Raw genomic sequence first — 19,633 nt, 5'->3', positions numbered from 1 at the left:
AAAAGGAGTTATCCCGTTGTTTTCTTCCAGTTCAACACTGAGGCCTCTGGCTCTCGGCGCATATTTGGCACTGATTGGTTGGGTCGCTTTGTGGCATGGTGTGATTTCACCGCACCCACATGTGGACCCAATCGGCGTAGCTATCGCTTGGATACTCCCACTGCTCTTGCCACTAATTGGCATTATGAAAGGCAAAGCGTACACCCACGCCTGGGCGAACTTCATTTTGATGTTTTACTTCCTGCATGCGCTGACCATTCTGTGGGTCGATGTAGGTGAACGCTGGCTGGCTGCTATAGAACTGGTGCTGACTTCGTTTTCTTTTGTCTGCAACGTGTATTACGCCAAGCGCAAAGGACAGGAAGAAGGGCTGGGACTGAAGAAACTTTCCCAAGTCGAGAAAGAAGAAAAAGCGCGTTTCGAGCAGTAAGCCTCAAATCGCAAGTGATAAAAAAAGCAGGTTTCTCAACCTGCTTTTTTTGACTCCAGCGTATGAAACTTAGCTGTTGCTTAGCCAATCCACTCATACTGAATCGCAGCCTCTACGGACTCTGCAACGGGTGTTGGCTCAACAGGCACAATCACACCATCAACACTTTCAGTCACAACAGGAGCTTCTTCCACCAGAGGTTGAGACAGTACTTCCACACGGCGCAGACGACGGTCTACCATCATCTCATTGTGAAAGATATCTTCAGACGCTAGCAGGCTGATACGGAAAGTCGCTGTACCATCAACAATCGACTCCAATCGCAACGAAGCCACTGAGTTTAAGCCTTTCAATGTACGTTCGATAACAAAGAAATCTTCTGCATCATCAAGCCCTGACACTTCCAACGCTTTCGCACCGCTGTCAGCAACACCAAGATTCACAGCAAGGCGACCTGCATAAAAATCAGCCATCTCATCAATCATGGTGGCGAATGCTTGATCTGGCGAACCGGAAGCGCGACCTTCAACAGGTGCATCCTGACCGATACTTGCTGCATTTGGGAAAAGTTGCCAGCTAATGCGGTTATTGTGCACTTTGACAACGGCAACACCTGCCGGGTTGTATCTCGCACTTGCCTGAGCGATAGGTCCTGCGAATCCCCCCCAAAGATCAGGAATAGACACAGCAACCACATCGTCAAAGTCACCTACAGGCATCAAAACAGGTAAACCGCGGCGTTCGCCTTCCGCTTTCAGCTCATTGATGAGTGGAGATGCAGATTGTTCCCACACTACATTGCGCTGAGAAGCATTATCTTCCACCAGCCAGAACAGGACTTCCGGACGCGGAGTGCCCCAGTAAGTCGCTTGCGCTTGCGTTAACAGTGTGCGGATCTTCCGGTCATCAAAACCAAGCACCAAAGAACGTTGACCTTCGACATCGCCATAGCCGAGCTGGGTAATGTATTGGTTCACCGTTGGGAGTGCTTTTTGAATAACCGGATTGTTACCCACTTCAGACTGGCCAGACGCGCGGATCAATACATCAACAAATGCCGTCTCTTTCGCAGCCTGCTCCGTTGCTGCATCGCTGTCATCCAACACCACTTCAGCACTGAACAGTGAAGCGGCCATTGCACTGGTTTGCCCCAGTACGAGTGCCAAAACGAAAATGAAGGTTCGTAACATATATTTGCCAGATAACTCGATTTTTAAACGTTGATCATAAAGTGAAGCCCTACTGTCAGCAATGGCTAAACACCGAAATTGAGCGTTATACCAGTTGCGTACCCTTCAATACTCAAGCTTCCTGCTATTTCATTGACAATTTTTCCGACAGAAAGTTTGTCTATCAGTGTGAAGTATACTGACAGTATGCAATAGCTCACTTAATTGCCCCTATAAATCATGATAGTATCCCGCGATTTTTTTAAACTTCAGGAAGGTGCGTCATGATGCAAGTGTTACAAGGGGCACAAATGCTATTTGTTGCCTTTGGCGCGTTGGTGCTGGTTCCACTCCTTACGGGACTTGACCCTAACGTCGCTCTTTTCGGTGCCGGTATTGGTACCCTTCTCTTCCAAATCATCACCAAACGTTCTGTCCCCATTTTCCTCGCTTCCTCTTTTGCCTTTATTGCACCCATCTTGTTCGGTGTTCAGACCTGGGGTATTCCAGCAACCATGGGTGGCCTAATGGCAGCAGGCTTGGTGTACGTGTGCATGGGCGGGTTTATCAAAGTGCGTGGTGTTGGTTTCATCCACAAGCTACTTCCACCAGTGGTGGTTGGCCCGGTGATCATGGTGATTGGTTTGGGTCTGGCACCTGCAGCCGTCAACATGGCGGTAGGTAAATCCGGCGACGGTGCCATTCAGCTAGTTGATGGCTCAGTAGCACTTTGGATTTCAGCGGTTTCGCTCATCACGACTATCGCTGTGTCGGTGTTCGCCAAAGGCTTCTTTAAGCTGGTGCCGATTCTCGCAGGTATTGTGTCAGGCTATGTGGTTGCGCTTTTCTTTGGCGTGGTTGATTTTTCTCCAGTCCAAAATGCAGCGTGGCTGGCGATGCCAAACTTCACTGCACCGGAATTCAACATCAACGCGATTCTGTTCATGATTCCGGTAGCGATTGCACCTGCCGTTGAGCATGTTGGCGACATGCTGGCGATTTCAAATGTGACCAACAAAGACTACCTGAAAAAGCCGGGACTTCATCGCACCATGGCGGGCGATGGTGTTGCCACCATGGCCGCTTCGATGTTTGGTGCACCACCGAACACCACTTACAGTGAAGTCACAGGCGCCGTGATGCTCACCCGCGCTTTCAACCCAGCCATCATGACTTGGGGCGCTATCACTGCGATTGTGCTGGCCTTCGTTGGCAAGTTGGGCGCGATTCTACAGACCATTCCCGTTCCTGTGATGGGTGGCATCATGATTTTGCTGTTTGGCTCTATCGCAACCGTCGGTCTGAACACCCTGATCAAAAATCAGGTCGACCTACACAAAGCGCGTAACCTGGCTATTGTTGCAGTGACACTGGTCTTCGGTATCGGCGGTATGGCCTTTGGTATTGGCGAATTCAGCCTGCAGGGTATTAGCCTTTGCGGCATTGTTGCGATTTTGCTGAACCTCATCCTGCCGCATGACATGGGCGAAACCCACGTTGTCGACAACGCGCAGATGGAAGATTAATTCTCCACACCAAACGAAAAGAGGCTTCCAAACGGAAGCCTCTTTCATATCTCGATTTCGTGCTATTTACTTAGTACCGAAGATCTTATCACCTGCATCGCCCAGACCAGGCACGATGTAGCCTTTGTCATTCAGTTTCTGGTCGATTGCTGCAGTGTAAAGCTCTACATCCGGGTGTGCTTTTTCCAGCGCTTCAATACCTTCCGGTGCCGCTACCAGAACAAGCACTTTGATGTTGTCACAACCGTGCTCTTTCAGTAGATCGATGGTTGCGATCATAGAACCACCGGTTGCCAGCATTGGGTCAACCACCAGCGCCATACGCTCGTTGATATTGCTCGCAAGCTTGTGGAAATAAGGAACCGGTTCCAGCGTTTCTTCATCACGGTAAATTCCGACTACGCTGATACGTGCGCTTGGAATGTGCTCTAAAACACCATCCATCATGCCCAGACCAGCACGAAGGATTGGCACAACAGTCACTTTCTTGCCCTTGATGCGGTCGATTTCAACCGGGCCATTCCAGCCTTCAATGGTCACTTTTTCAGTTTCGAAATCTGAAGTCGCTTCATAGGTCAGCAGGCTGCCTACTTCTGTCGCCAACTCACGGAAACGCTTGGTGCTGATATCACCCTCGCGCATCAGACCGATTTTGTGTTTTACCAGCGGGTGCTTAACTTCGACGACTTTCATGACAGACTCCTGCAAAAAACAAATTCCACGAATTATACACAAGAAAATTCGGTGTAATAGTTACATACAACTGGTTGCGCTTTTTTAAGCCGAATTCGCTGCATTGAACCTGACGCAAACGTTTTCCTTTTTGAAATACCGCTGTTAAAATGGCGCCGCTTTTTAGTCCATAACTCGGTAAGGATCCCCAGTGAGCGATAATAAGTCTTCTCTAAGCTACAAAGATGCAGGTGTAGATATCGATGCAGGTAACGCCCTGGTCGACAGAATTAAAGGCGTTGTTAAGCGCACTCGCCGTCCTGAAGTCATGGGTGGCATCGGTGGTTTCGGTGCACTTTGTGAACTGCCTACAAAATACAAACAGCCAGTCCTGGTTTCAGGTACTGACGGTGTAGGTACCAAACTTCGCCTGGCGATGGATCTGAAAAAACACGACACCATTGGTATCGACCTGGTGGCAATGTGTGTGAATGACCTGATTGTTCAGGGTGCTGAGCCACTGTTCTTCCTTGATTACTACGCAACAGGCAAGCTGGACGTTGATACAGCTGCTGACGTGGTAACCGGTATTGGCGAAGGCTGTTTGCAAGCTGGCTGTGCACTTATCGGCGGTGAAACCGCTGAAATGCCAGGCATGTACCACGGTGAAGATTATGACGTGGCAGGTTTCTGTGTTGGTGTCGTTGAGAAAGAAGAAGTGATCGACGGCACTAAAGTCGCTCAAGGTGATGCGATCATTGCTGTCGCTTCATCAGGTCCGCACTCTAACGGCTACAGCCTTGTTCGCAAGATCATCGAGGTTTCAGGCGCAGACGTTAACGCGGAGCTTGACGGAAAAACACTGGCTGACCACCTGCTGGAACCGACCCGCATTTATGTAAAACCTGCCCTGAAGATGCTTGAAAGCTGTGATGTTCACGCCATTTCGCACATCACTGGTGGCGGTTTCTGGGAAAACATTCCTCGCGTGCTGCCTGAAGGCACCAAAGCCGTGATCGATGGAAACAGCTGGGAATGGCCTGTTATTTTCAACTGGCTGCAAGAAAACGGTAACGTGACCGAGCACGAAATGTACCGTACCTTCAACTGTGGCGTGGGTCTTGTGATTGCACTGCCTGCTGACCAAGCACAGAAAGCGATCGACATCCTGAATCAGGAAGGTGAAAGCGCATGGCTGCTAGGCACCATCGAGAACGCTGCGGCTGGCGAAGAACAGGTTGAGATCAAGGGGTAACCATGAAAAAGCTGGTTGTTCTGGTTTCTGGAAACGGCTCAAATCTTCAGGCGGTCATTGATCGCTGCCATGGCAATAACGGCATTGAAATTTCGGCTGTCATTGCAAACAAAGAAGACGCATACGGCCTCACCCGTGCTAAAGACGCCGGGATTGAAGCGGTTGTGGTTGCCAGCAAAGGGATTTCAGATCGAAGCCAATATGACAGCCAGCTGATGGCTACTATCGATGAATACTCGCCAGACCTCATTGTGTTGGCGGGTTTCATGCGTATCCTGACGCCAGAGTTTGTCCGTCATTATCAGGGCAAGATGCTGAACATTCACCCTTCCCTATTGCCGAAATACACCGGCCTCAACACCCACCAGCGTGCCATTGACGCAGGGGATGACGAGCACGGTACTTCAGTACATTTCGTAACAGAAGAGCTCGACGGTGGCCCCGTTATTCTTCAGGCCAGAGTGCCGATTTTTGAAGATGACGATGCGGAAAGTGTATTCGAACGTGTTCAGGAGCAAGAACACCGTATCTATCCATTAGTGGTGGAATGGTTTTGTCAGGGCAGACTCAACATGGCGGATGAAAAAGCCGTGATGGATGGCGAAGTGCTGGGACAGTCTGGCTACGCAGCTGATTAACTCCGTTTACCGGACACAAAAAACGCGCCCTTACGGCGCGTTTTTTATCGTCTGAAGGTGGCACTACGAATCGGATTCGCTAGCCACTTCTTCTGCCTGTGCTGCAATATCAGCGCGGTTGCAGGTAATCACTTCACCCAAATGGAACACACAATACTCACCCGGCTGCATCTTGTGCCAAGTTTCATTGTTGGTCAGTGGCTGAGTCGCAATCACTGTCACCACGTCATTCGGCGTCGTCTCTTCCTGAAAGTCGACCGTCACCTCTTCATCGATCAGGCTGGCTTTACCAAACGGTGCACGACGGGTTATCCAGTGAAGGTTATTGGAGCAATACGCCATCACATAGTCACCGTCACTGAACAACATGTTAAACACGCCCAGTTCACGAAGTTTGTCACAGCGGCTGGCGATAAAACGGAACACTTCCGTCATATCGTCCGGCTTGTCGGGGTAATGCTTTTCAATTTCGTGCAATAAATAGCAGAAGGCTTTTTCACTGTCCGTTTCTCCAACAGGCTTGAAGTGTCCTGTCGGCAAATCTTCGTAATCTGACAATTGCCCATTGTGAGCATAGGTCCAGTAACGTCCCCAAATTTCGCGGGTAAACGGATGAGTATTCTCCAGATTGACTTCACCGCGGTTCGCCTGACGAATATGGCTTATCACGGCGCAGCTTTTGATCGGATAACTCTGAACAAGCTCAGCAATTTTAGAGTCGCAGCTTGGGTTAGGGTCTTTGAAGGTCCTAAACCCTTTGCCTTCATAAAAGACAATGCCCCAGCCATCGCGGTGAGGGCCTGTATTTCCCCCACGCTGGATTAAGCCGGTAAAGCTAAAACAAATGTCCGTTGGTACATTGGCACTCATGCCAAGCAGTTCACACATTCCTTTACGTTATCCTTATTTTTCCATTTCTTTTTCGACAAGCTGGATCAGGATGTGAATGATCTTGATGTGCACTTCCTGAATACGATCCGCGTAGCCGAAATGCGGGACACGGATTTCAATGTCTGCCAAACCTGCCATTTTACCGCCATCTTTACCAGTCAGCATAATGCTCTTCATGCCTTTCTCTTTCGCCGCATCAATCGCTTTCAGCACGTTACCAGAATTACCTGACGTCGATAGACCAAACAATACGTCACCTTTTGCGCCTACCGCCTGAACATAACGAGAGAAAACGTACTCATAGCCAAAGTCATTCGATACACAAGAAAGGTGGCTTGGATCAGAGATTGCGATGGCCGGATAACCAGGGCGGTTTTCACGGTAACGACCCGTCAGCTCTTCAGCAAAGTGCATCGCGTCACAATGCGAACCGCCATTACCGCATGACAGTACTTTACCGCCTGCTTTAAAGGAATCAGCCAGCAGTTTCGCTGCCGCTTCGATGTCTGCAATGTTCTTGTCGTCACTTAGAAACGCGTTAAGCACCTGAGCTGCTTCGTTAAGCTCTGAGCGAATGAGATCTTGGTACATGGGCAATTCTCTATTTATTGGTTTAGTCGTCCATTACCAGCCGCGCTATTGATAGCGACCAGAAGGATTTATTAGCAGGGCAAGCGCCCGAAGATATGAGAAGCAGTGTACCCGCAAAAAGATGAAGCTGTCGATAATCTGCCTCACCTTATGCATCTCTCGTAAAAACAATCGTCTGAAAACTGAACACTGTTTCATTGTACTTCTCTGTGAAGTGAGGTGCACATTTTTACCGGTCACTGTTTTACATTTTCTTAAAAACCTGCTTACAATTAAGTGGTATGACCTCTTACCATTATAAGATTGGGTTGAAGGATAAGGAGAACCGAAAATGGCGACAACCCTGTACCTGATAACGTTTCTGGCACTGATGGCGATACTGGCGTATCACCGCGCTGGCTTGAAACTATTCACCGCCGCAGCAGCGGGAATGTTAATTGTTGGCTCTGTGATGGGCATTGTTGGCCAAATCAGCTGGCTGGTATTCATCGCAATCGCCATTCCTTTGAACGTCCGCTCATTCCGTGAGTCATGGCTGAGCAAACCTGCACTGAAGATGTTTAAAGGCGTGATGCCAGAAATGTCTCAGACCGAAAAAGAAGCTATTGATGCAGGCACCGTCTGGTGGGAAGCCGATCTTTTCCGCGGCGCGCCAGATTGGAACAAGCTGCATGACATTCCTGCACCTCGCCTGAGTGCTGAAGAGCGAGCATTCCTCGACGGCCCAGTCAACGAAGTGTGCCGCATGGTCAATGACTATCAGGTCACCCATGAACTGGCAGACCTGCCACCGGAAGTCTGGCAATACCTGAAGGACAACAAGTTTTTCGCCATGATAATCAAAAAGGAATACGGTGGTCTGGAGTTTTCTGCTTACGCACAATCATTGGTCCTGCAAAAACTGACCGGCGTTTCAGGCGTGCTATCTTCCACCGTTGGTGTGCCAAACAGCCTAGGTCCTGGTGAGCTACTGCAACACTATGGCACCACAGACCAGAAAGATTACTACCTGCCACGCCTAGCGAATGGCCTTGAAATCCCATGTTTCGCACTGACAAGCCCTGAAGCAGGCTCTGATGCAGGCTCTATCCCGGATGAAGGTGTTGTCACTAAAGGCATGTGGCAAGGCAAAGAAGTGCTGGGTATGTCCATCACCTGGAACAAGCGTTACATCACACTGGCGCCAGTCGCGACCGTTCTTGGTCTGGCATTCAAGCTGAAAGATCCGGAAGGTCTGCTGGGTGATCAGGAGGATATGGGGATCACCTGTGCGCTGATCCCTACGGATATTGAAGGCGTGGACATTGGCCGCCGTCATTTCCCGCTGAACCTGCCGTTCCAAAACGGTCCTACCCGTGGTGAGAATATTTTTGTTCCACTTGATTTCATCATCGGTGGTCCAGAAATGGCAGGCCAGGGTTGGCGCATGCTGGTTGAATGTCTGTCAGTTGGGCGTGGTATTACCCTGCCTTCAAACTCGACAGGCGGCCTCAAAACAGCTGCGCTGGCGACTGGCGCTTATGCCCGCATTCGCCGTCAGTTCAAATTGCCTATCGGTAAAATGGAAGGTATTGAAGAGCCATTGGCACGCATCGGTGGTAACGCCTATGTCATGGATGCCGCCAGTGCGTTGACCGTGGCTGGCATCGACTTGGGTGAGAAGCCGTCAGTCATCTCTGCTATTGTGAAATACCACTGTACCCATCGTGGTCAACGTGGCGTGATTGACGCTATGGACGTCGTCGGTGGTAAGGGTATCTGTATGGGCCCGAAAAACTTCCTGGCCCGCGGTTATCAAGGTGCACCGATTGCCATTACAGTAGAGGGTGCGAACATTCTGACCCGCTCGATGATCATCTTTGGTCAAGGTGCTATCCGTTGTCATCCATTCGTTCTGGAAGAAATGAACGCCGCTTACAAAGAAGACGAGCGCGAAGCTTTGGCTGGTTTTGACCAGGCACTGTTTGGCCATGTTGGCTTTGTGATAAGCAATCTGGTTCGTTCGGTTTGGTTAGGCCTGACTGACGGCCGCACTTCCAGCGTGCCACGTAAAGACGAAACGGCGCGCTACTACCAACAGATGAACCGATACGCGTCTAACCTGGCGCTTTTATCTGACATATCAATGGCAGTGCTGGGTGGTAACCTGAAACGTAAAGAGCGTCTTTCCGCGCGTCTGGGTGATGTTCTTAGCCAATTGTACCTAGCTTCAGCAACCATGAAACGCTATGCCGACGAAGGTTACCAAAAAGCGGATCTGCCTTTGGTTCACTGGGGCATGCAAGATGCTATGTACCAAACTGAAGAAGCTCTGGATGATTTCCTTGCCAACTTCCCTGCCCGTTGGGTAGCTGCGCCGCTGCGTGTTCTGTTATTCCCATTCGGCACCCGCCGCACCAAACCAAGCGATTCGCTGGACGGTAAAGTGGCAGCAATTCTGCAAACCCCAGGTGAAACCCGCAGCCGTATCGGCCGTGGTCAGTTCCTGGAAGCCTCTGAGCACAATGCGGTAGGTAAGATTGAAAAAGCTCTGCTGGATATCCTTGCCGCAGAGCCTATCTACCAGAAAGTGTGTGACTCGACGGGTCAAAAACTGCCATTTATGTTCCTCGACAAAGTGGCGGAGATTGGTCTTCGTGAGGGCGCAATTTCAGAGAAAGAAGCAGACATCCTGCGTATTGCAGAGGAAGGTCGCCTCGAAACTATCAACGTTGATGACTTTGATCCTGCAGAGCTCGCAGCAGCGAGCAAAACGTTGGATAAAGTGGTACACGCTGCTTAACATCAAACCCGATAACGACAAAAGGAGAAGCTTAGCTTCTCCTTTTTCTTTGCACTGAATAAACGGATTAAGCCGCTTTGTCCGGCTCTTCCGGTGGCGGTGCTTCCAGCTCCTCTTCCGTCTCTGCAGCAAGCTTCTTACGCTTGATCATACGAACGACAAACCAGCCACCGACTGCCAAGATAAGCAGCAAGATGTTGCCACCAATAATAGTGATCATTGCCATCTTTCTATCTGCTTCACGTTTCTCAGCCGCAATGCGCTCATCTTCTATACGCTTACGCTCCGCTTCTCGTTCTTCACGCTCGATCTTCGCCTGCTCGATCGCCTCATAATCTGCCACGGCAAACGTCTGCTCAGGAAGATGGAACATCAAAGGGCGTCCAGAAAGTTTATCCGTGCCATATAGCCATGCATGCCATTTATGACGCCCCGGCTCTTCGAAGTTATCGATATCGACGGTGAGCGCCGTGTAATCTTCGCCCGCAACGCCCTGATAGACAGATAACTTGCCATTGGGATCCGTAAACTCCGAATGAGCAGCAATTGAACCAGGCTCTATGCTTGCGGTATCAGACTCCACCAGAAGATGGTGAGGCAGCGCTTTTTTACGGCTTTGTTTAAAGGTCGCCATCAGTGGTGTTGGATACACCAAGACTTCCTGCTCCAGAGTGCGGAAAAACACGCCATTACCTGAAGTGACTCGTGCGCGATATTTTCCAGGATGAGCATTCACAGGAAGCTCGACGGTAAACACGCCGTCACCTGCGTATTCATCCAACCCCGCACCATCATCTTTGAAGCGGCCAAGAGACATTTCCTGCGGGCGCTGATCCACCGGAATATCATCCACACTTTCCAGATACTCTGTAAAGGTGACGGTTAACTCAACGCGGTCGAGAAAGTCCCTGAGATTCAGTGGCACATCACCTTGCATTAACCGGGCGGTAAACTTAAGTGTCTCTCCTTGGTAAAGACGGCTTGGGAAGGTGTCTACCTTCATACTGAGTTCGGAGAGAATACGGATTTTATTTTCAGGAGTGACTTTACCAATCGCCTGCCACGGGCCAGGCATTGGGTTTAGAATCGAAATAATGTCCATGTCCGGCTCTTTATGCCATGAAACATTATCGGGATGACGGAATTCATATAGCTTGGAGCCATCCGGCTGCACAAGCACAACCGGCTGACTGGGTTTTTGGCGATAGATAACAAAGGCAACCTGAGTAATGGTGGAATCGATACGGAAACGATTATTCAGTAACCGTATGTCACGATCCGATGTCTGCTCCGCTGCGACGTTGAACGCCATCAGCAGAGTGAGCAGCAACCCAGCCCACCTTGTTTTCATACACTCTCCTGTTGCCTCCACAAACAGCTGCCATTCTTTTCGATGATATCGAGCTGCTTTTCATGTTCACTTAGTTCATCGGCAGAGGCACTGATAATCTTTAGTTTTTTCGTACCGGCTTCGACACGTCGAATGGCTTCACCTTCACCGCCTTCTTCGTTTGAATCACTACCACTGAACTTGAGCGTTGTCTGGCCACCTGTCATCAACAGGTATACATCAGCCAGAATCTCGGCATCGAGCAATGCGCCGTGTAGGGTACGGTGCGAGTTGTCTATGCCGTAACGTTCACAGAGAATATCAAGGTTGTTCCGCTTGCCCGGGAAGATCTTCTTCGCCATGGCAAGGGTATCGGTCACCTTGCAGAAGTCGTCCGTCTTACCAATCGACGGATCCAGCATCTGGAATTCATAGTCCATGAAGCCGGTATCAAAGGGCGCGTTGTGGGCAACAAGTTCCGCGCCTTTGATAAATTCGAGGAATTCGGCATGAATATCGCCGTATTCCGGCTTGTCACGTAAAAACTGATCGGTAATACCGTGTACGGAAATCGCTTCCGGATCGATTTCTCGATCCGGTTTGATGTACACGTGGAAATGGCGACCGGTCAGCTTGCGGTTGATGATTTCCACCGCGCCGATTTCAATAATGCGGTGTCCTTCATAATGGGGACCACCTTCACGGTTCATACCCGTGGTTTCGGTATCGAGAACGATAATTCTGTCGTAACTGGCTTTCATAGCGGCACTTGTGTCAGACTTGGCGATTAATTTCCACAGATACTAACAAATATGGTCAAGCAGGTAGAAATTTTCACGGACGGTTCTTGTCTCGGTAATCCAGGACCGGGTGGTTATGGCGTGGTCATGCGTTATAAACAACACGAGAAAGAGATGAGCGAAGGCTTTGCGCTCACCACCAATAACCGCATGGAACTGCTGGCGGCCATTGTGGGTCTGGCGAGCCTGAAAGAATCTTGCAACGTCACGCTGACTACCGACAGTCAATACGTGCGTCAGGGGATCACCCAGTGGATACACAATTGGAAGAAACGAGGTTGGAAAACTGCAGATAAAAAGCCAGTAAAAAATGCCGACCTATGGCAGCGTCTGGATACCGAAACCCAGCGCCATACTGTGGATTGGCAATGGGTGAAAGGTCATGCAGGTCATCCAGAAAATGAGCGCTGTGATGAACTGGCAAGAACCGCCGCAGAAAACCCGACAGGGCCAGATGAAGGTTACATCCCTTCCGAGTAAATATCTCAACCGCCGGTGCGATAGTTCACACTCACCGGCGACAGCGATTTTTTCAGCTTCCACTTCGGTTTGATAGGTTTCAGTGGATAGGTTCGCTTACGTGCAACAATGAAATAGAGCGAGCCAATAGCAGGCAGAAGCCCCGAACAGGCATTTTCAAACCATACGCCACAAGTTCGGTGGCGTGTTGCTGGAATCAGTCCGAAACACGACATTTCAACGATTTCGTAGTTTAACACTCCCAACCAGTCCCTCACCCGCAATGGCGTAAACATTCGTCCATTCCAAGGCAGTCGATTCTTGCGCCAAGGTATCAATCGGCCGATCCCCATCAAACTACTGGGATTAACTCCTGAAAGGATCAGATAGCCATCGTCTATCATGACTCTGTCGATCTCACGCAGCAATCGGTGAGGGTCATCCGTGTAGTCAAGTTGGTTGGCGAGAATGCAAACGTCAAAGGCTTTGTCTAGGAAAGGCAGGTCGTAGTTTTCCGCTTCCATGTTTCGTAACGGATTTAGCTTATCAATACAGACCTGATGCTGGATGTTACAATGCCCGGTCACCATTTCACAGCTAAGGCCACCAAGCTTTAGCATGTGATAACCGAACAGTCTGGGCAACCATTCGTCCAGCCGCGTTTGCACGTGCGTGCACGCCCATTCGCCGTGCGCGAATTGGTCCCAAGTGTACGGGTATTCCAGTGGACGTTGGCTGCGTGCTGGTTTCATAGTGTTTTAGAGTTATAGCTGGAGAGATTCAATGCTATCTGTAACAAGCATACCTGCATTCAATGACAATTACATCTGGCTGCTAAAAAATGATGACAATCATTGTGTTGTCGTCGATCCCGGTGATGCCAAGCCAGTACTTGAAACCCTTAACAATGAAGGGCTGACGCTGAATGGGGTACTGGTCACTCATCATCACAATGACCATATTGGCGGTATCCGCACCTTACTGGAACACTTCCCAGCCCTCTCCATTTATGGCCCAGCGACCGCTCGTTTCCCTATGGTCAACCATCCTCTGAAATACGGTCAGAGTTTTACACTGTTCAACACTGACTTTACAGTTTTCCACGTTCCGGGACATACACTCGACCACATTGCTTATTATGCTGAGGGAATGCTTTTTTGCGGGGATACGCTATTTTCTGCAGGTTGTGGTCGGCTGTTTGAGGGCACCCCAAAACAAATGCACCAATCCCTGACACATCTGGCGTCTTTACCGGATGACACACTGGTGTTTTGTGCGCATGAATACACGCTTTCAAACCTGAAATTTGCTCTCGCGGTCGAACCGAACAATACTGCGCTTAACGAATATGTTGTTGAAGCTAAGGCACTTCGGGAGAAAAACACCCCCACTTTGCCGAGTTCGATTGGGAAAGAAAAGTGTATCAACCCTTTCCTACGCGCCCATATCGACAGTGTCAAAGCGGCTGTAAGTCAAGGTGCGACTGACTCTACGGATACCGAAACTTTTGCGGCGCTCAGACGTTGGAAAGATGAATTTTGACACAAGTCACTTGTAAGCAAGAGTTCCGGCCGAGTATCATCATCGGCCATTTTTTGAAAGGTCAGAGATTAATGAAGTTCCGTTATGTGTTAGTGGGATCGATGTTCCTCGCAGGATGCCAGATTACCGGCCAAAGTGATGTCGCGACCACGACTAACACGCCAGAGCAACAGGAAGAAGCACTCCTAAAGACTGACATCGCTCAGACGCCAGTTGAAACCGAAAAGGTCGAGGAGACCACTCCTGTCATCACGCCTCAAACACAGGACGATGTCTGGGAACGGATTGCCATGCAACTCGAGATGCCCGTACCTGAAAACAAGCGCGTTAATTACTACCGCAACTGGTACTTAAAGCACCCGCAACACCTCAAAACAGTCGCCGAACGCGCTGAACCTTTCCTGTATCTCATCACTGAAAAAGTTGAAGAGCGCGGCATTCCACTCGAGATCGCGCTTCTGCCAGTCGTAGAAAGCTCATTTGATCAATTTGCGTACTCCCATGGCCGCGCAGCGGGTTTATGGCAATTTGTGCCAGACACAGGCCGCCGCTTTGGTCTGGAACAAAACTGGTGGTATGACGGCCGTCGTGATGTCGTCGCTTCAACGGATGCTGCATTAGATTTGCTGGAATACCTTCACAAGAAATTTGATGGCGACTGGTTACATGCACTGGCCGCCTACAACACAGGTGAGGGTCGTGTGTTCCGCGCGATTAGAAACAATAAAGCCAAAGGCCTTCCAACCGACTTCTGGCACCTTTCTCTGCCAAAAGAAACCAGTGGTTATGTGCCTAAGCTGATTGCTGTAGCAGATGTCGTTAAGAACAAAGAGCGTTATGGCTTAGACTTACCAGCTATTGCCAACAAGCCTGTTGTGGAGCAGGTAGAACCTGGCGTGCAGATGGATTTGGCACTGGCCGCCAACTACGCCGGCCTGTCTCTGTCTGAGCTCCAAAGCCTGAACCCTGCCTATAATCACTGGGCGACAGCACCAGACGGTGCAAACCATTTGCTGTTACCTAAAGAAAATGTGGCTCGCTTTAATAGCAACCTAACAGAAAACAATAATCAGGGCGTGAAAGTGACCCGCTATAAAGTAAAAAGCGGTGATTCTCTGGGCCTGATTGCAAAACGCCACAATACAACGGTAAAAGTGATTCAACGTGCCAATAGCTTAAAAGGCACCAATATCCGTGTGGGAGAGCACTTGCTCATTCCTGTATCGCTGAAAGACGAAAGCCAATACACACTGAGTGCTCCACAGCGTTTAGCAAAACTCACCAGTAAACAACGCGGTGACATTAAACTCACCCACACAGTGCAAAAAGGTGATAGCTTCTGGACGATCGCCCGTAAACACGGCGTGTCACATACTTCGCTGGCGCGCTGGAATGGTATGGCACCGAAAGATCCGCTGCGCATTGGTCAGGACTTGGTGATTTGGAAAAAAGCCGATGAAGGCGCACGTATCCGTACTATCTTCTACCAAATCCGTGAAGGCGATTCACTGAGTGGTATTGCTGCGCGCTACAAGGTGTCGGTGTCAGATCTGGTGAAATGGAACTCGCTGAAGAAGAACGCGTATATCCAGCCAGGACAAAAACTGAAGCTGTATATAGATGTCACCAAAGTAAGTGCTTAACTTCTAGTTAGTAAAAAAGCGCGCAGCGTTTTCGCTGCGCGCTTTTTGTATCAACAAAATTGATTACATCACCATAGGGTGTCGCTTCATCATCCTGATACCTTCCCGCTTAAAGCAATCCACCACGGGGTTTTCCGCCATATCAGCCCGCCATACAAAAGAAAGTGAACGTGAGATATCTAACTCTGGTACGTTCAGCGCCACCAACTTTCCGTCTTCAATATACTGCTCAACATCTAAGTAAGGTAAGCAGGTGACATAAGGCCCATTGGCAACAAGACTTCGGATAACTGGAATATGTTCATACTCGCGCCAAACATCAAGGTCAGCGATATGGCGAGAAATCGCACTCTCAAATGCCATTCTTGTTCCCGAACCATGTTCACGCAAAATCCATTGCGCCTGCTCCAGCTGCGCCATACTTACGCGTTCACGTTTGGCAAAAGGATGATGGGCCGCTGCCACAATCGTTAGGTGATCCGTGCACCATGGCTCCTGATGCAGACGATTGTCATCTACACGACCTTCAATAATCCCCAGATCATAGCGGTAGTCCAACACACCCTGAATAATAGAGCTGGTACTTCGCACGCCTAAGGAAATTCGAATTTCTGGAAAGTCATTATCAATAATACTGATAAGGTCCGGAACCAGGTGTTCTGCTGGGGTTTGACTTGCCCCAAGGCGGATTTCGCCGCTCAACAGGTGCTGGTCATAGAAGCCCATTTCAATCTGCTTGGCGTCTCTCAACAACCGCTTGGCCTTTGGTCGAAGCCATGCTCCCCAATGCGTCAGGATAAGACGCTTCCCTTTCCTTTCAAAAAGCGGCCTGCCCAACATTTTCTCGAGCTGAGACAGCGACATACTAGTCGCAGACTGGGTCAAAGCCAGTAAATCTGCCGCCTGACTGACGCTGCCGCAATCCGCAACGGCATCGAAAACTGCCAGTTGTTTAAGTGAATAGCGCATGACTTCCCTCCCCAGAAAAGCAGCGAACGTTAAACCTCTTTATTTTTATGGATTTATTGTACTCACCCTAAAAAAATCATCAATAAAATTGAATACAAAACAAAGGATTATCAATTGTACTTGACCACTCAATCACACTTACTCTGAAAGGGAAGTCAGGTATACCGCCCGACTCGAAGAAAAAGGAAAACACCATGAAACAACACAGGAGGGGAAGAAATGACAACTGCGCATTCTGATCACGACTTCGTCTCAGTGAAAGGCTTCTCTGCGGCTGAAATGATGTCCGAGGCAGAGCGCTATGCACTGAAGAAAATCAGCAAAAGAAGTGGAGTCACCATCAGTCTCGCTGTGCTAGCTGGCGCCTTTATCGGCCTCGCGTTTCTTTTCTACATCACAGTCACCACAGGTAATGACAGCACAAGTTGGGGAATGACTAGGCTGATTGGCGGACTCGCATTCAGTATGGGCCTGATACTTATCGTCATCTTTGAAGGCGAGCTGTTTACCAGCACAGTACTTTCTAGTATCTCCTGGGCCAACAACCAGGTAGGCATCGGAAAGCTTTTCAGTACCTGGGGCAAGGTCTACCTAGGCAACTTTATCGGCGCGATGATTTTGTTAGCGCTGGTAACAGCAGCAGGGCTATACCAACTGGATGGCGGTCAATGGGGGCTGAATGCACTCAATATCGCACAGCATAAGCTCCATCACACTTGGCTTGAAGCGTTCACGCTCGGCGTGCTCTGTAACATTCTTGTCTGCACAGCGATTTGGCTAACCTTTTGCTCTGCAAATCCTGTTGTCAAAGCTGTAATGACTATGCTGCCTGTCGCCATGTTCGTGTCCAGTGGTTTCGAGCACAGTATCGCCAACATGTTTATGGTTCCGCTGGGTATCGTCATTTCTCACTTTTCACCGGACGCTTTCTGGACGCAATTAGGTGTATCAGCATCAAGTTACGCTGACTTAACTGTTTCCCACTTTATCGTTAATAACCTTATCCCAGTGACGCTTGGCAACGTTGTCGGTGGTGCTGTACTGGTTGGCCTTGCCAACTGGGGGATTTATACAAAGCAAATGCAACAACCTGAAATGCTGGCCGTCAACTCGCCAGTGACACTCAATAAAGCCAGTAAGGATTCTGCCATGATGAACAAAATGAAAGTTAAAGATCTGATGAATACCAGCCCTATCGTATTGAAAGCCACTGATCGCACTGCAGATGCTATTGATGTGCTGCTTTCAAACCAACTGACTGGTGCTCCGGTTTGCGACAATCAACTGCACGTGGTCGGCTTCTTCTCAGTGCACGATGTGATGGTCAACCTATGGTGTGAGGACTACCTACCAGATGCAGAACAATGCGTAGGCGACTTAATGAACGACGATGTGACAGCTCTTAGCGCCAACGAAAGCCTGATTGATGTCGCTGAATTTTTAGTCGTCGACAAAGAAAAAGCCTTTCCTGTTTCTGATATGGGTATTGCAACCAGCCTAAGCTATAAACCACTTAAAGACCGCGTTCGTGAAGCGAAAATGAGTAAACCTCATATCCTTCCAGTACTGGAAAACAATCGTCTTGTTGGCGTAATCTCTCGCTCAGATGTATTGAAAGCGATGCGCCCACTCTACAATGCGAATGAAACAATCAGTCAAATGTCGCAGGCAATCTGAAAAAGAAAGGCAGCGTTAATCGCTGCCTTTTTCTTTTGCCTCATCAAACACAAAGCTCGCTTCGAGCCTCGCGTGATCGGAGGCGGGAGTATCGATAGATTTAGCGTGCTGTAACGTGACCCCACGATAAAATACGTGGTCCAACGGATGGCTGAAAACCCGTAGCCTTTCATCTGGCTGAAAATTCGCTTCCTTTAGCCCAATTGAACTTAACTTATCTCTCACGACAGACAGTCGTTCATTACTCCAGGTGTTTAAGTCTCCGGCAATAATCAAAGGCCCCTTAAGTGGCTCTACCGCTTCTACCAACACATCCAGTTGCTCAGAATACTCAGTCACGCCATAAGTAAAATTGATACTGTGAAGGTTAATCACAGACAACACTTCCCCATTGGAAAGCGGAAAAGCACTGTACAACGCACTCTTTGGTAATCGTAAGTAGGGTTCAACCTTGGTATAAGCACAGACTTTCTCTGGAATAGCTTCAGACAACGTCATCACGCCTGCTATTTCCCCATTAATCGCAAAAGCATAAGCCTGATTACTATGCCAGCCACTTTGTTCTAGATAGCTAAGCATTTGTGGTTTGGTTTGCGCTTCCTGAAGCAAAATGATGGTGTTGTCCGCCGCCAGCGACTTAAGTTCAGTATCCCAACCTTCCAACTGCTGTTTATAGATATTCCATACAGCGATGTTCAAAGGCTTCGAGACATCAATCTCCGAAGAGCTTTCATACTCGCGGCATTTCACAGCACCTTGACCGGAAGCAAGCTGAGGTGAGTCAGGGACATCAACGAGAAAGTAGATGAGAGCAATGCCTAGTAGAAGAAATGCGGTAGAAAGAATAACCCAAAGGCTTCGAAGTTGATTCATAGTGCCGATTAGTGTTTGAGAACTAAACCAGCCTGAAGGATACACATAAACCACCACTCCCGCACAGGGATTTAAGAGCAAAGCCAACCCCAAAATGCAAAAAAGCCTCAGCTTTTCTACTGAGGCTTGAAGATGGCAGGGTGGAGGAATTCGACGGGGCTTGCCATCAAGCGGACTGGCGTTACAGCCCCCAAAAATTAGCTCACAGAGCCAAATTCTGTATATGAAAAAGCCCCAGCATTTCTGCTGAGGCTTGAAGATGGCAGGGGTGGAGGGATTCGAACCCCCAACACGCGGATTTGGAATCCGCTGCTCTGCCAATTGGAGCTACACCCCTGTTGCTGTTTTTAAGAGTTAGCTTCTCTTTAAGAAGTGGCGGAGCGGAC

General features: G+C 49.2%; 18 protein-coding genes and 1 tRNA gene. 9 read left to right on the top strand and 10 right to left on the bottom strand.

Annotated elements, in window-relative coordinates; translation table 11 throughout:
• Nucleotides 1-16 precede the first annotated feature (16 nt).
• A complete protein-coding gene (locus RN22_RS01820) occupies nucleotides 17-430 on the top strand; it encodes a DUF2069 domain-containing protein (protein ID WP_046302862.1) in 414 nt (137 codons plus the stop codon).
• Nucleotides 431-510: 80 nt separating this feature from the next.
• Here RN22_RS01820 and RN22_RS01815 read toward each other — a convergent pair whose 3' ends face one another.
• Complete coding sequence (locus RN22_RS01815; RefSeq protein WP_046302861.1) at nucleotides 511-1,620, bottom strand: DUF2066 domain-containing protein; 1,110 nt, start codon at nucleotides 1,618-1,620, stop codon at nucleotides 511-513.
• 263 nt (nucleotides 1,621-1,883) lie between these two features.
• Between RN22_RS01815 and RN22_RS01810 the strand changes: the two genes are divergently transcribed.
• Nucleotides 1,884-3,125, top strand: coding sequence for a uracil-xanthine permease family protein (locus tag RN22_RS01810; protein WP_046302860.1), 1,242 nt, complete (start codon nucleotides 1,884-1,886; stop codon nucleotides 3,123-3,125).
• Nucleotides 3,126-3,191: 66 nt separating this feature from the next.
• Here the strand turns inward: RN22_RS01810 and upp are convergent, their stop codons facing one another.
• Nucleotides 3,192-3,818, bottom strand: a complete 627-nt coding sequence (gene upp / locus RN22_RS01805; RefSeq protein ID WP_002537967.1) for a uracil phosphoribosyltransferase — start codon at nucleotides 3,816-3,818, stop codon at nucleotides 3,192-3,194.
• 190 nt (nucleotides 3,819-4,008) lie between these two features.
• Here upp and purM point away from each other — a divergent pair, with 190 nt between their 5' ends.
• Both purM and purN read left to right on the top strand, forming a co-directional pair.
• Entirely contained in the window at nucleotides 4,009-5,052 is a 1,044-nt protein-coding gene (gene purM, locus RN22_RS01800; RefSeq protein WP_046302859.1) for a phosphoribosylformylglycinamidine cyclo-ligase, read from the top strand.
• Between the two features lie 2 nt (nucleotides 5,053-5,054).
• Nucleotides 5,055-5,690 (top strand): phosphoribosylglycinamide formyltransferase, encoded by a 636-nt coding sequence (purN, locus tag RN22_RS01795; protein ID WP_046302858.1) that lies wholly within the window; start codon nucleotides 5,055-5,057, stop codon nucleotides 5,688-5,690.
• A 63-nt stretch (nucleotides 5,691-5,753) separates the two neighbouring features.
• Here purN and RN22_RS01790 read toward each other — a convergent pair whose 3' ends face one another.
• Entirely contained in the window at nucleotides 5,754-6,578 is an 825-nt protein-coding gene (locus tag RN22_RS01790; RefSeq protein WP_046302857.1) for a class II glutamine amidotransferase, read from the bottom strand.
• 15 nt (nucleotides 6,579-6,593) lie between these two features.
• A complete protein-coding gene (lpcA, locus tag RN22_RS01785) occupies nucleotides 6,594-7,172 on the bottom strand; it encodes a D-sedoheptulose 7-phosphate isomerase (RefSeq protein WP_002537972.1) in 579 nt (192 codons plus the stop codon).
• Nucleotides 7,173-7,503: 331 nt separating this feature from the next.
• On the opposite strand from lpcA, the gene fadE reads away from it, so the two are divergent.
• Entirely contained in the window at nucleotides 7,504-9,954 is a 2,451-nt protein-coding gene (gene fadE, locus RN22_RS01780; protein ID WP_046302856.1) for an acyl-CoA dehydrogenase FadE, read from the top strand.
• 67 nt (nucleotides 9,955-10,021) lie between these two features.
• On the opposite strand, the gene RN22_RS01775 is transcribed toward fadE, so the two are convergent.
• Complete coding sequence (locus tag RN22_RS01775) at nucleotides 10,022-11,305, bottom strand: TIGR03503 family protein (RefSeq protein ID WP_046302855.1); 1,284 nt, start codon at nucleotides 11,303-11,305, stop codon at nucleotides 10,022-10,024.
• Nucleotides 11,302-12,045 (bottom strand): DNA polymerase III subunit epsilon, encoded by a 744-nt coding sequence (gene dnaQ / locus RN22_RS01770; RefSeq protein WP_046302854.1) that lies wholly within the window; start codon nucleotides 12,043-12,045, stop codon nucleotides 11,302-11,304. Before dnaQ ends, RN22_RS01775 begins: the two co-directional genes overlap by 4 nt.
• Before the next feature lie 51 nt (nucleotides 12,046-12,096).
• Between dnaQ and rnhA the strand changes: the two genes are divergently transcribed.
• On the top strand, nucleotides 12,097-12,564 hold the full coding sequence (gene rnhA, locus RN22_RS01765; protein WP_046302853.1) for a ribonuclease HI: 468 nt from the start codon (nucleotides 12,097-12,099) through the stop codon (nucleotides 12,562-12,564).
• Nucleotides 12,565-12,569: 5 nt separating this feature from the next.
• Here the strand turns inward: rnhA and RN22_RS01760 are convergent, their stop codons facing one another.
• Nucleotides 12,570-13,295, bottom strand: a complete 726-nt coding sequence (locus tag RN22_RS01760) for a methyltransferase domain-containing protein (RefSeq protein WP_046302852.1) — start codon at nucleotides 13,293-13,295, stop codon at nucleotides 12,570-12,572.
• A 31-nt stretch (nucleotides 13,296-13,326) separates the two neighbouring features.
• Between RN22_RS01760 and gloB the strand changes: the two genes are divergently transcribed.
• On the top strand, nucleotides 13,327-14,085 hold the full coding sequence (gene gloB / locus RN22_RS01755) for a hydroxyacylglutathione hydrolase (RefSeq protein WP_046302851.1): 759 nt from the start codon (nucleotides 13,327-13,329) through the stop codon (nucleotides 14,083-14,085).
• Nucleotides 14,086-14,156: 71 nt separating this feature from the next.
• Nucleotides 14,157-15,728 carry a LysM peptidoglycan-binding domain-containing protein gene (locus tag RN22_RS01750; protein ID WP_197076238.1) on the top strand — a complete coding sequence of 524 codons (1,572 nt, stop codon included), beginning with the start codon at nucleotides 14,157-14,159 and terminating at the stop codon, nucleotides 15,726-15,728.
• Between the two features lie 63 nt (nucleotides 15,729-15,791).
• Here the strand turns inward: RN22_RS01750 and RN22_RS01745 are convergent, their stop codons facing one another.
• Nucleotides 15,792-16,697: a LysR substrate-binding domain-containing protein gene (locus tag RN22_RS01745; RefSeq protein WP_002537981.1), complete on the bottom strand. Its 906-nt coding sequence runs from the start codon at nucleotides 16,695-16,697 to the stop codon at nucleotides 15,792-15,794.
• 219 nt (nucleotides 16,698-16,916) lie between these two features.
• Between RN22_RS01745 and focA the strand changes: the two genes are divergently transcribed.
• Nucleotides 16,917-18,374 carry a formate transporter FocA gene (gene focA / locus RN22_RS01740; RefSeq protein WP_046302850.1) on the top strand — a complete coding sequence of 486 codons (1,458 nt, stop codon included), beginning with the start codon at nucleotides 16,917-16,919 and terminating at the stop codon, nucleotides 18,372-18,374.
• A 15-nt stretch (nucleotides 18,375-18,389) separates the two neighbouring features.
• On the opposite strand, the gene RN22_RS01735 is transcribed toward focA, so the two are convergent.
• Together RN22_RS01735 and RN22_RS01730 are read right to left on the bottom strand one after the other, a co-directional pair.
• Nucleotides 18,390-19,247 carry an endonuclease/exonuclease/phosphatase family protein gene (locus tag RN22_RS01735; RefSeq protein ID WP_046302849.1) on the bottom strand — a complete coding sequence of 286 codons (858 nt, stop codon included), beginning with the start codon at nucleotides 19,245-19,247 and terminating at the stop codon, nucleotides 18,390-18,392.
• A gap of 260 nt (nucleotides 19,248-19,507) precedes the next feature.
• Nucleotides 19,508-19,584, bottom strand: a tRNA-Trp gene (locus RN22_RS01730).
• Nucleotides 19,585-19,633 lie beyond the last annotated feature (49 nt).

Origin of the sequence: Grimontia sp. AD028, assembly GCF_000973155.1 — a bacterium.
GTDB lineage: Bacteria > Pseudomonadota > Gammaproteobacteria > Enterobacterales > Vibrionaceae > Enterovibrio > Enterovibrio indicus.
The sequence above is the reverse complement of the archived record's forward strand: the minus strand, read 5'-3'. Positions and strand labels throughout refer to the sequence as shown.

What these genes read in the sequence shown, in the direction of transcription:
- RN22_RS01735 (WP_046302849.1), bottom strand. Translation starts at nt 19,247, where the DNA reads ATGAATCAACTTCGAAGCCTTTGGGTTATTCTTTCTACCGCATTTCTT.
- RN22_RS01745 (WP_002537981.1), bottom strand. Translation starts at nt 16,697, where the DNA reads ATGCGCTATTCACTTAAACAACTGGCAGTTTTCGATGCCGTTGCGGAT.
- RN22_RS01810 (WP_046302860.1), top strand. Translation starts at nt 1,884, where the DNA reads ATGATGCAAGTGTTACAAGGGGCACAAATGCTATTTGTTGCCTTTGGC.
- focA (WP_046302850.1), top strand. Translation starts at nt 16,917, where the DNA reads ATGACAACTGCGCATTCTGATCACGACTTCGTCTCAGTGAAAGGCTTC.
- upp (WP_002537967.1), bottom strand. Translation starts at nt 3,818, where the DNA reads ATGAAAGTCGTCGAAGTTAAGCACCCGCTGGTAAAACACAAAATCGGT.
- purN (WP_046302858.1), top strand. Translation starts at nt 5,055, where the DNA reads ATGAAAAAGCTGGTTGTTCTGGTTTCTGGAAACGGCTCAAATCTTCAG.
- RN22_RS01760 (WP_046302852.1), bottom strand. Translation starts at nt 13,295, where the DNA reads ATGAAACCAGCACGCAGCCAACGTCCACTGGAATACCCGTACACTTGG.
- lpcA (WP_002537972.1), bottom strand. Translation starts at nt 7,172, where the DNA reads ATGTACCAAGATCTCATTCGCTCAGAGCTTAACGAAGCAGCTCAGGTG.
- dnaQ (WP_046302854.1), bottom strand. Translation starts at nt 12,045, where the DNA reads ATGAAAGCCAGTTACGACAGAATTATCGTTCTCGATACCGAAACCACG.
- gloB (WP_046302851.1), top strand. Translation starts at nt 13,327, where the DNA reads ATGCTATCTGTAACAAGCATACCTGCATTCAATGACAATTACATCTGG.
- RN22_RS01815 (WP_046302861.1), bottom strand. Translation starts at nt 1,620, where the DNA reads ATGTTACGAACCTTCATTTTCGTTTTGGCACTCGTACTGGGGCAAACC.
- RN22_RS01790 (WP_046302857.1), bottom strand. Translation starts at nt 6,578, where the DNA reads ATGTGTGAACTGCTTGGCATGAGTGCCAATGTACCAACGGACATTTGT.
- RN22_RS01775 (WP_046302855.1), bottom strand. Translation starts at nt 11,305, where the DNA reads ATGAAAACAAGGTGGGCTGGGTTGCTGCTCACTCTGCTGATGGCGTTC.
- RN22_RS01750 (WP_197076238.1), top strand. Translation starts at nt 14,157, where the DNA reads ATGAAGTTCCGTTATGTGTTAGTGGGATCGATGTTCCTCGCAGGATGC.
- rnhA (WP_046302853.1), top strand. Translation starts at nt 12,097, where the DNA reads ATGGTCAAGCAGGTAGAAATTTTCACGGACGGTTCTTGTCTCGGTAAT.
- fadE (WP_046302856.1), top strand. Translation starts at nt 7,504, where the DNA reads ATGGCGACAACCCTGTACCTGATAACGTTTCTGGCACTGATGGCGATA.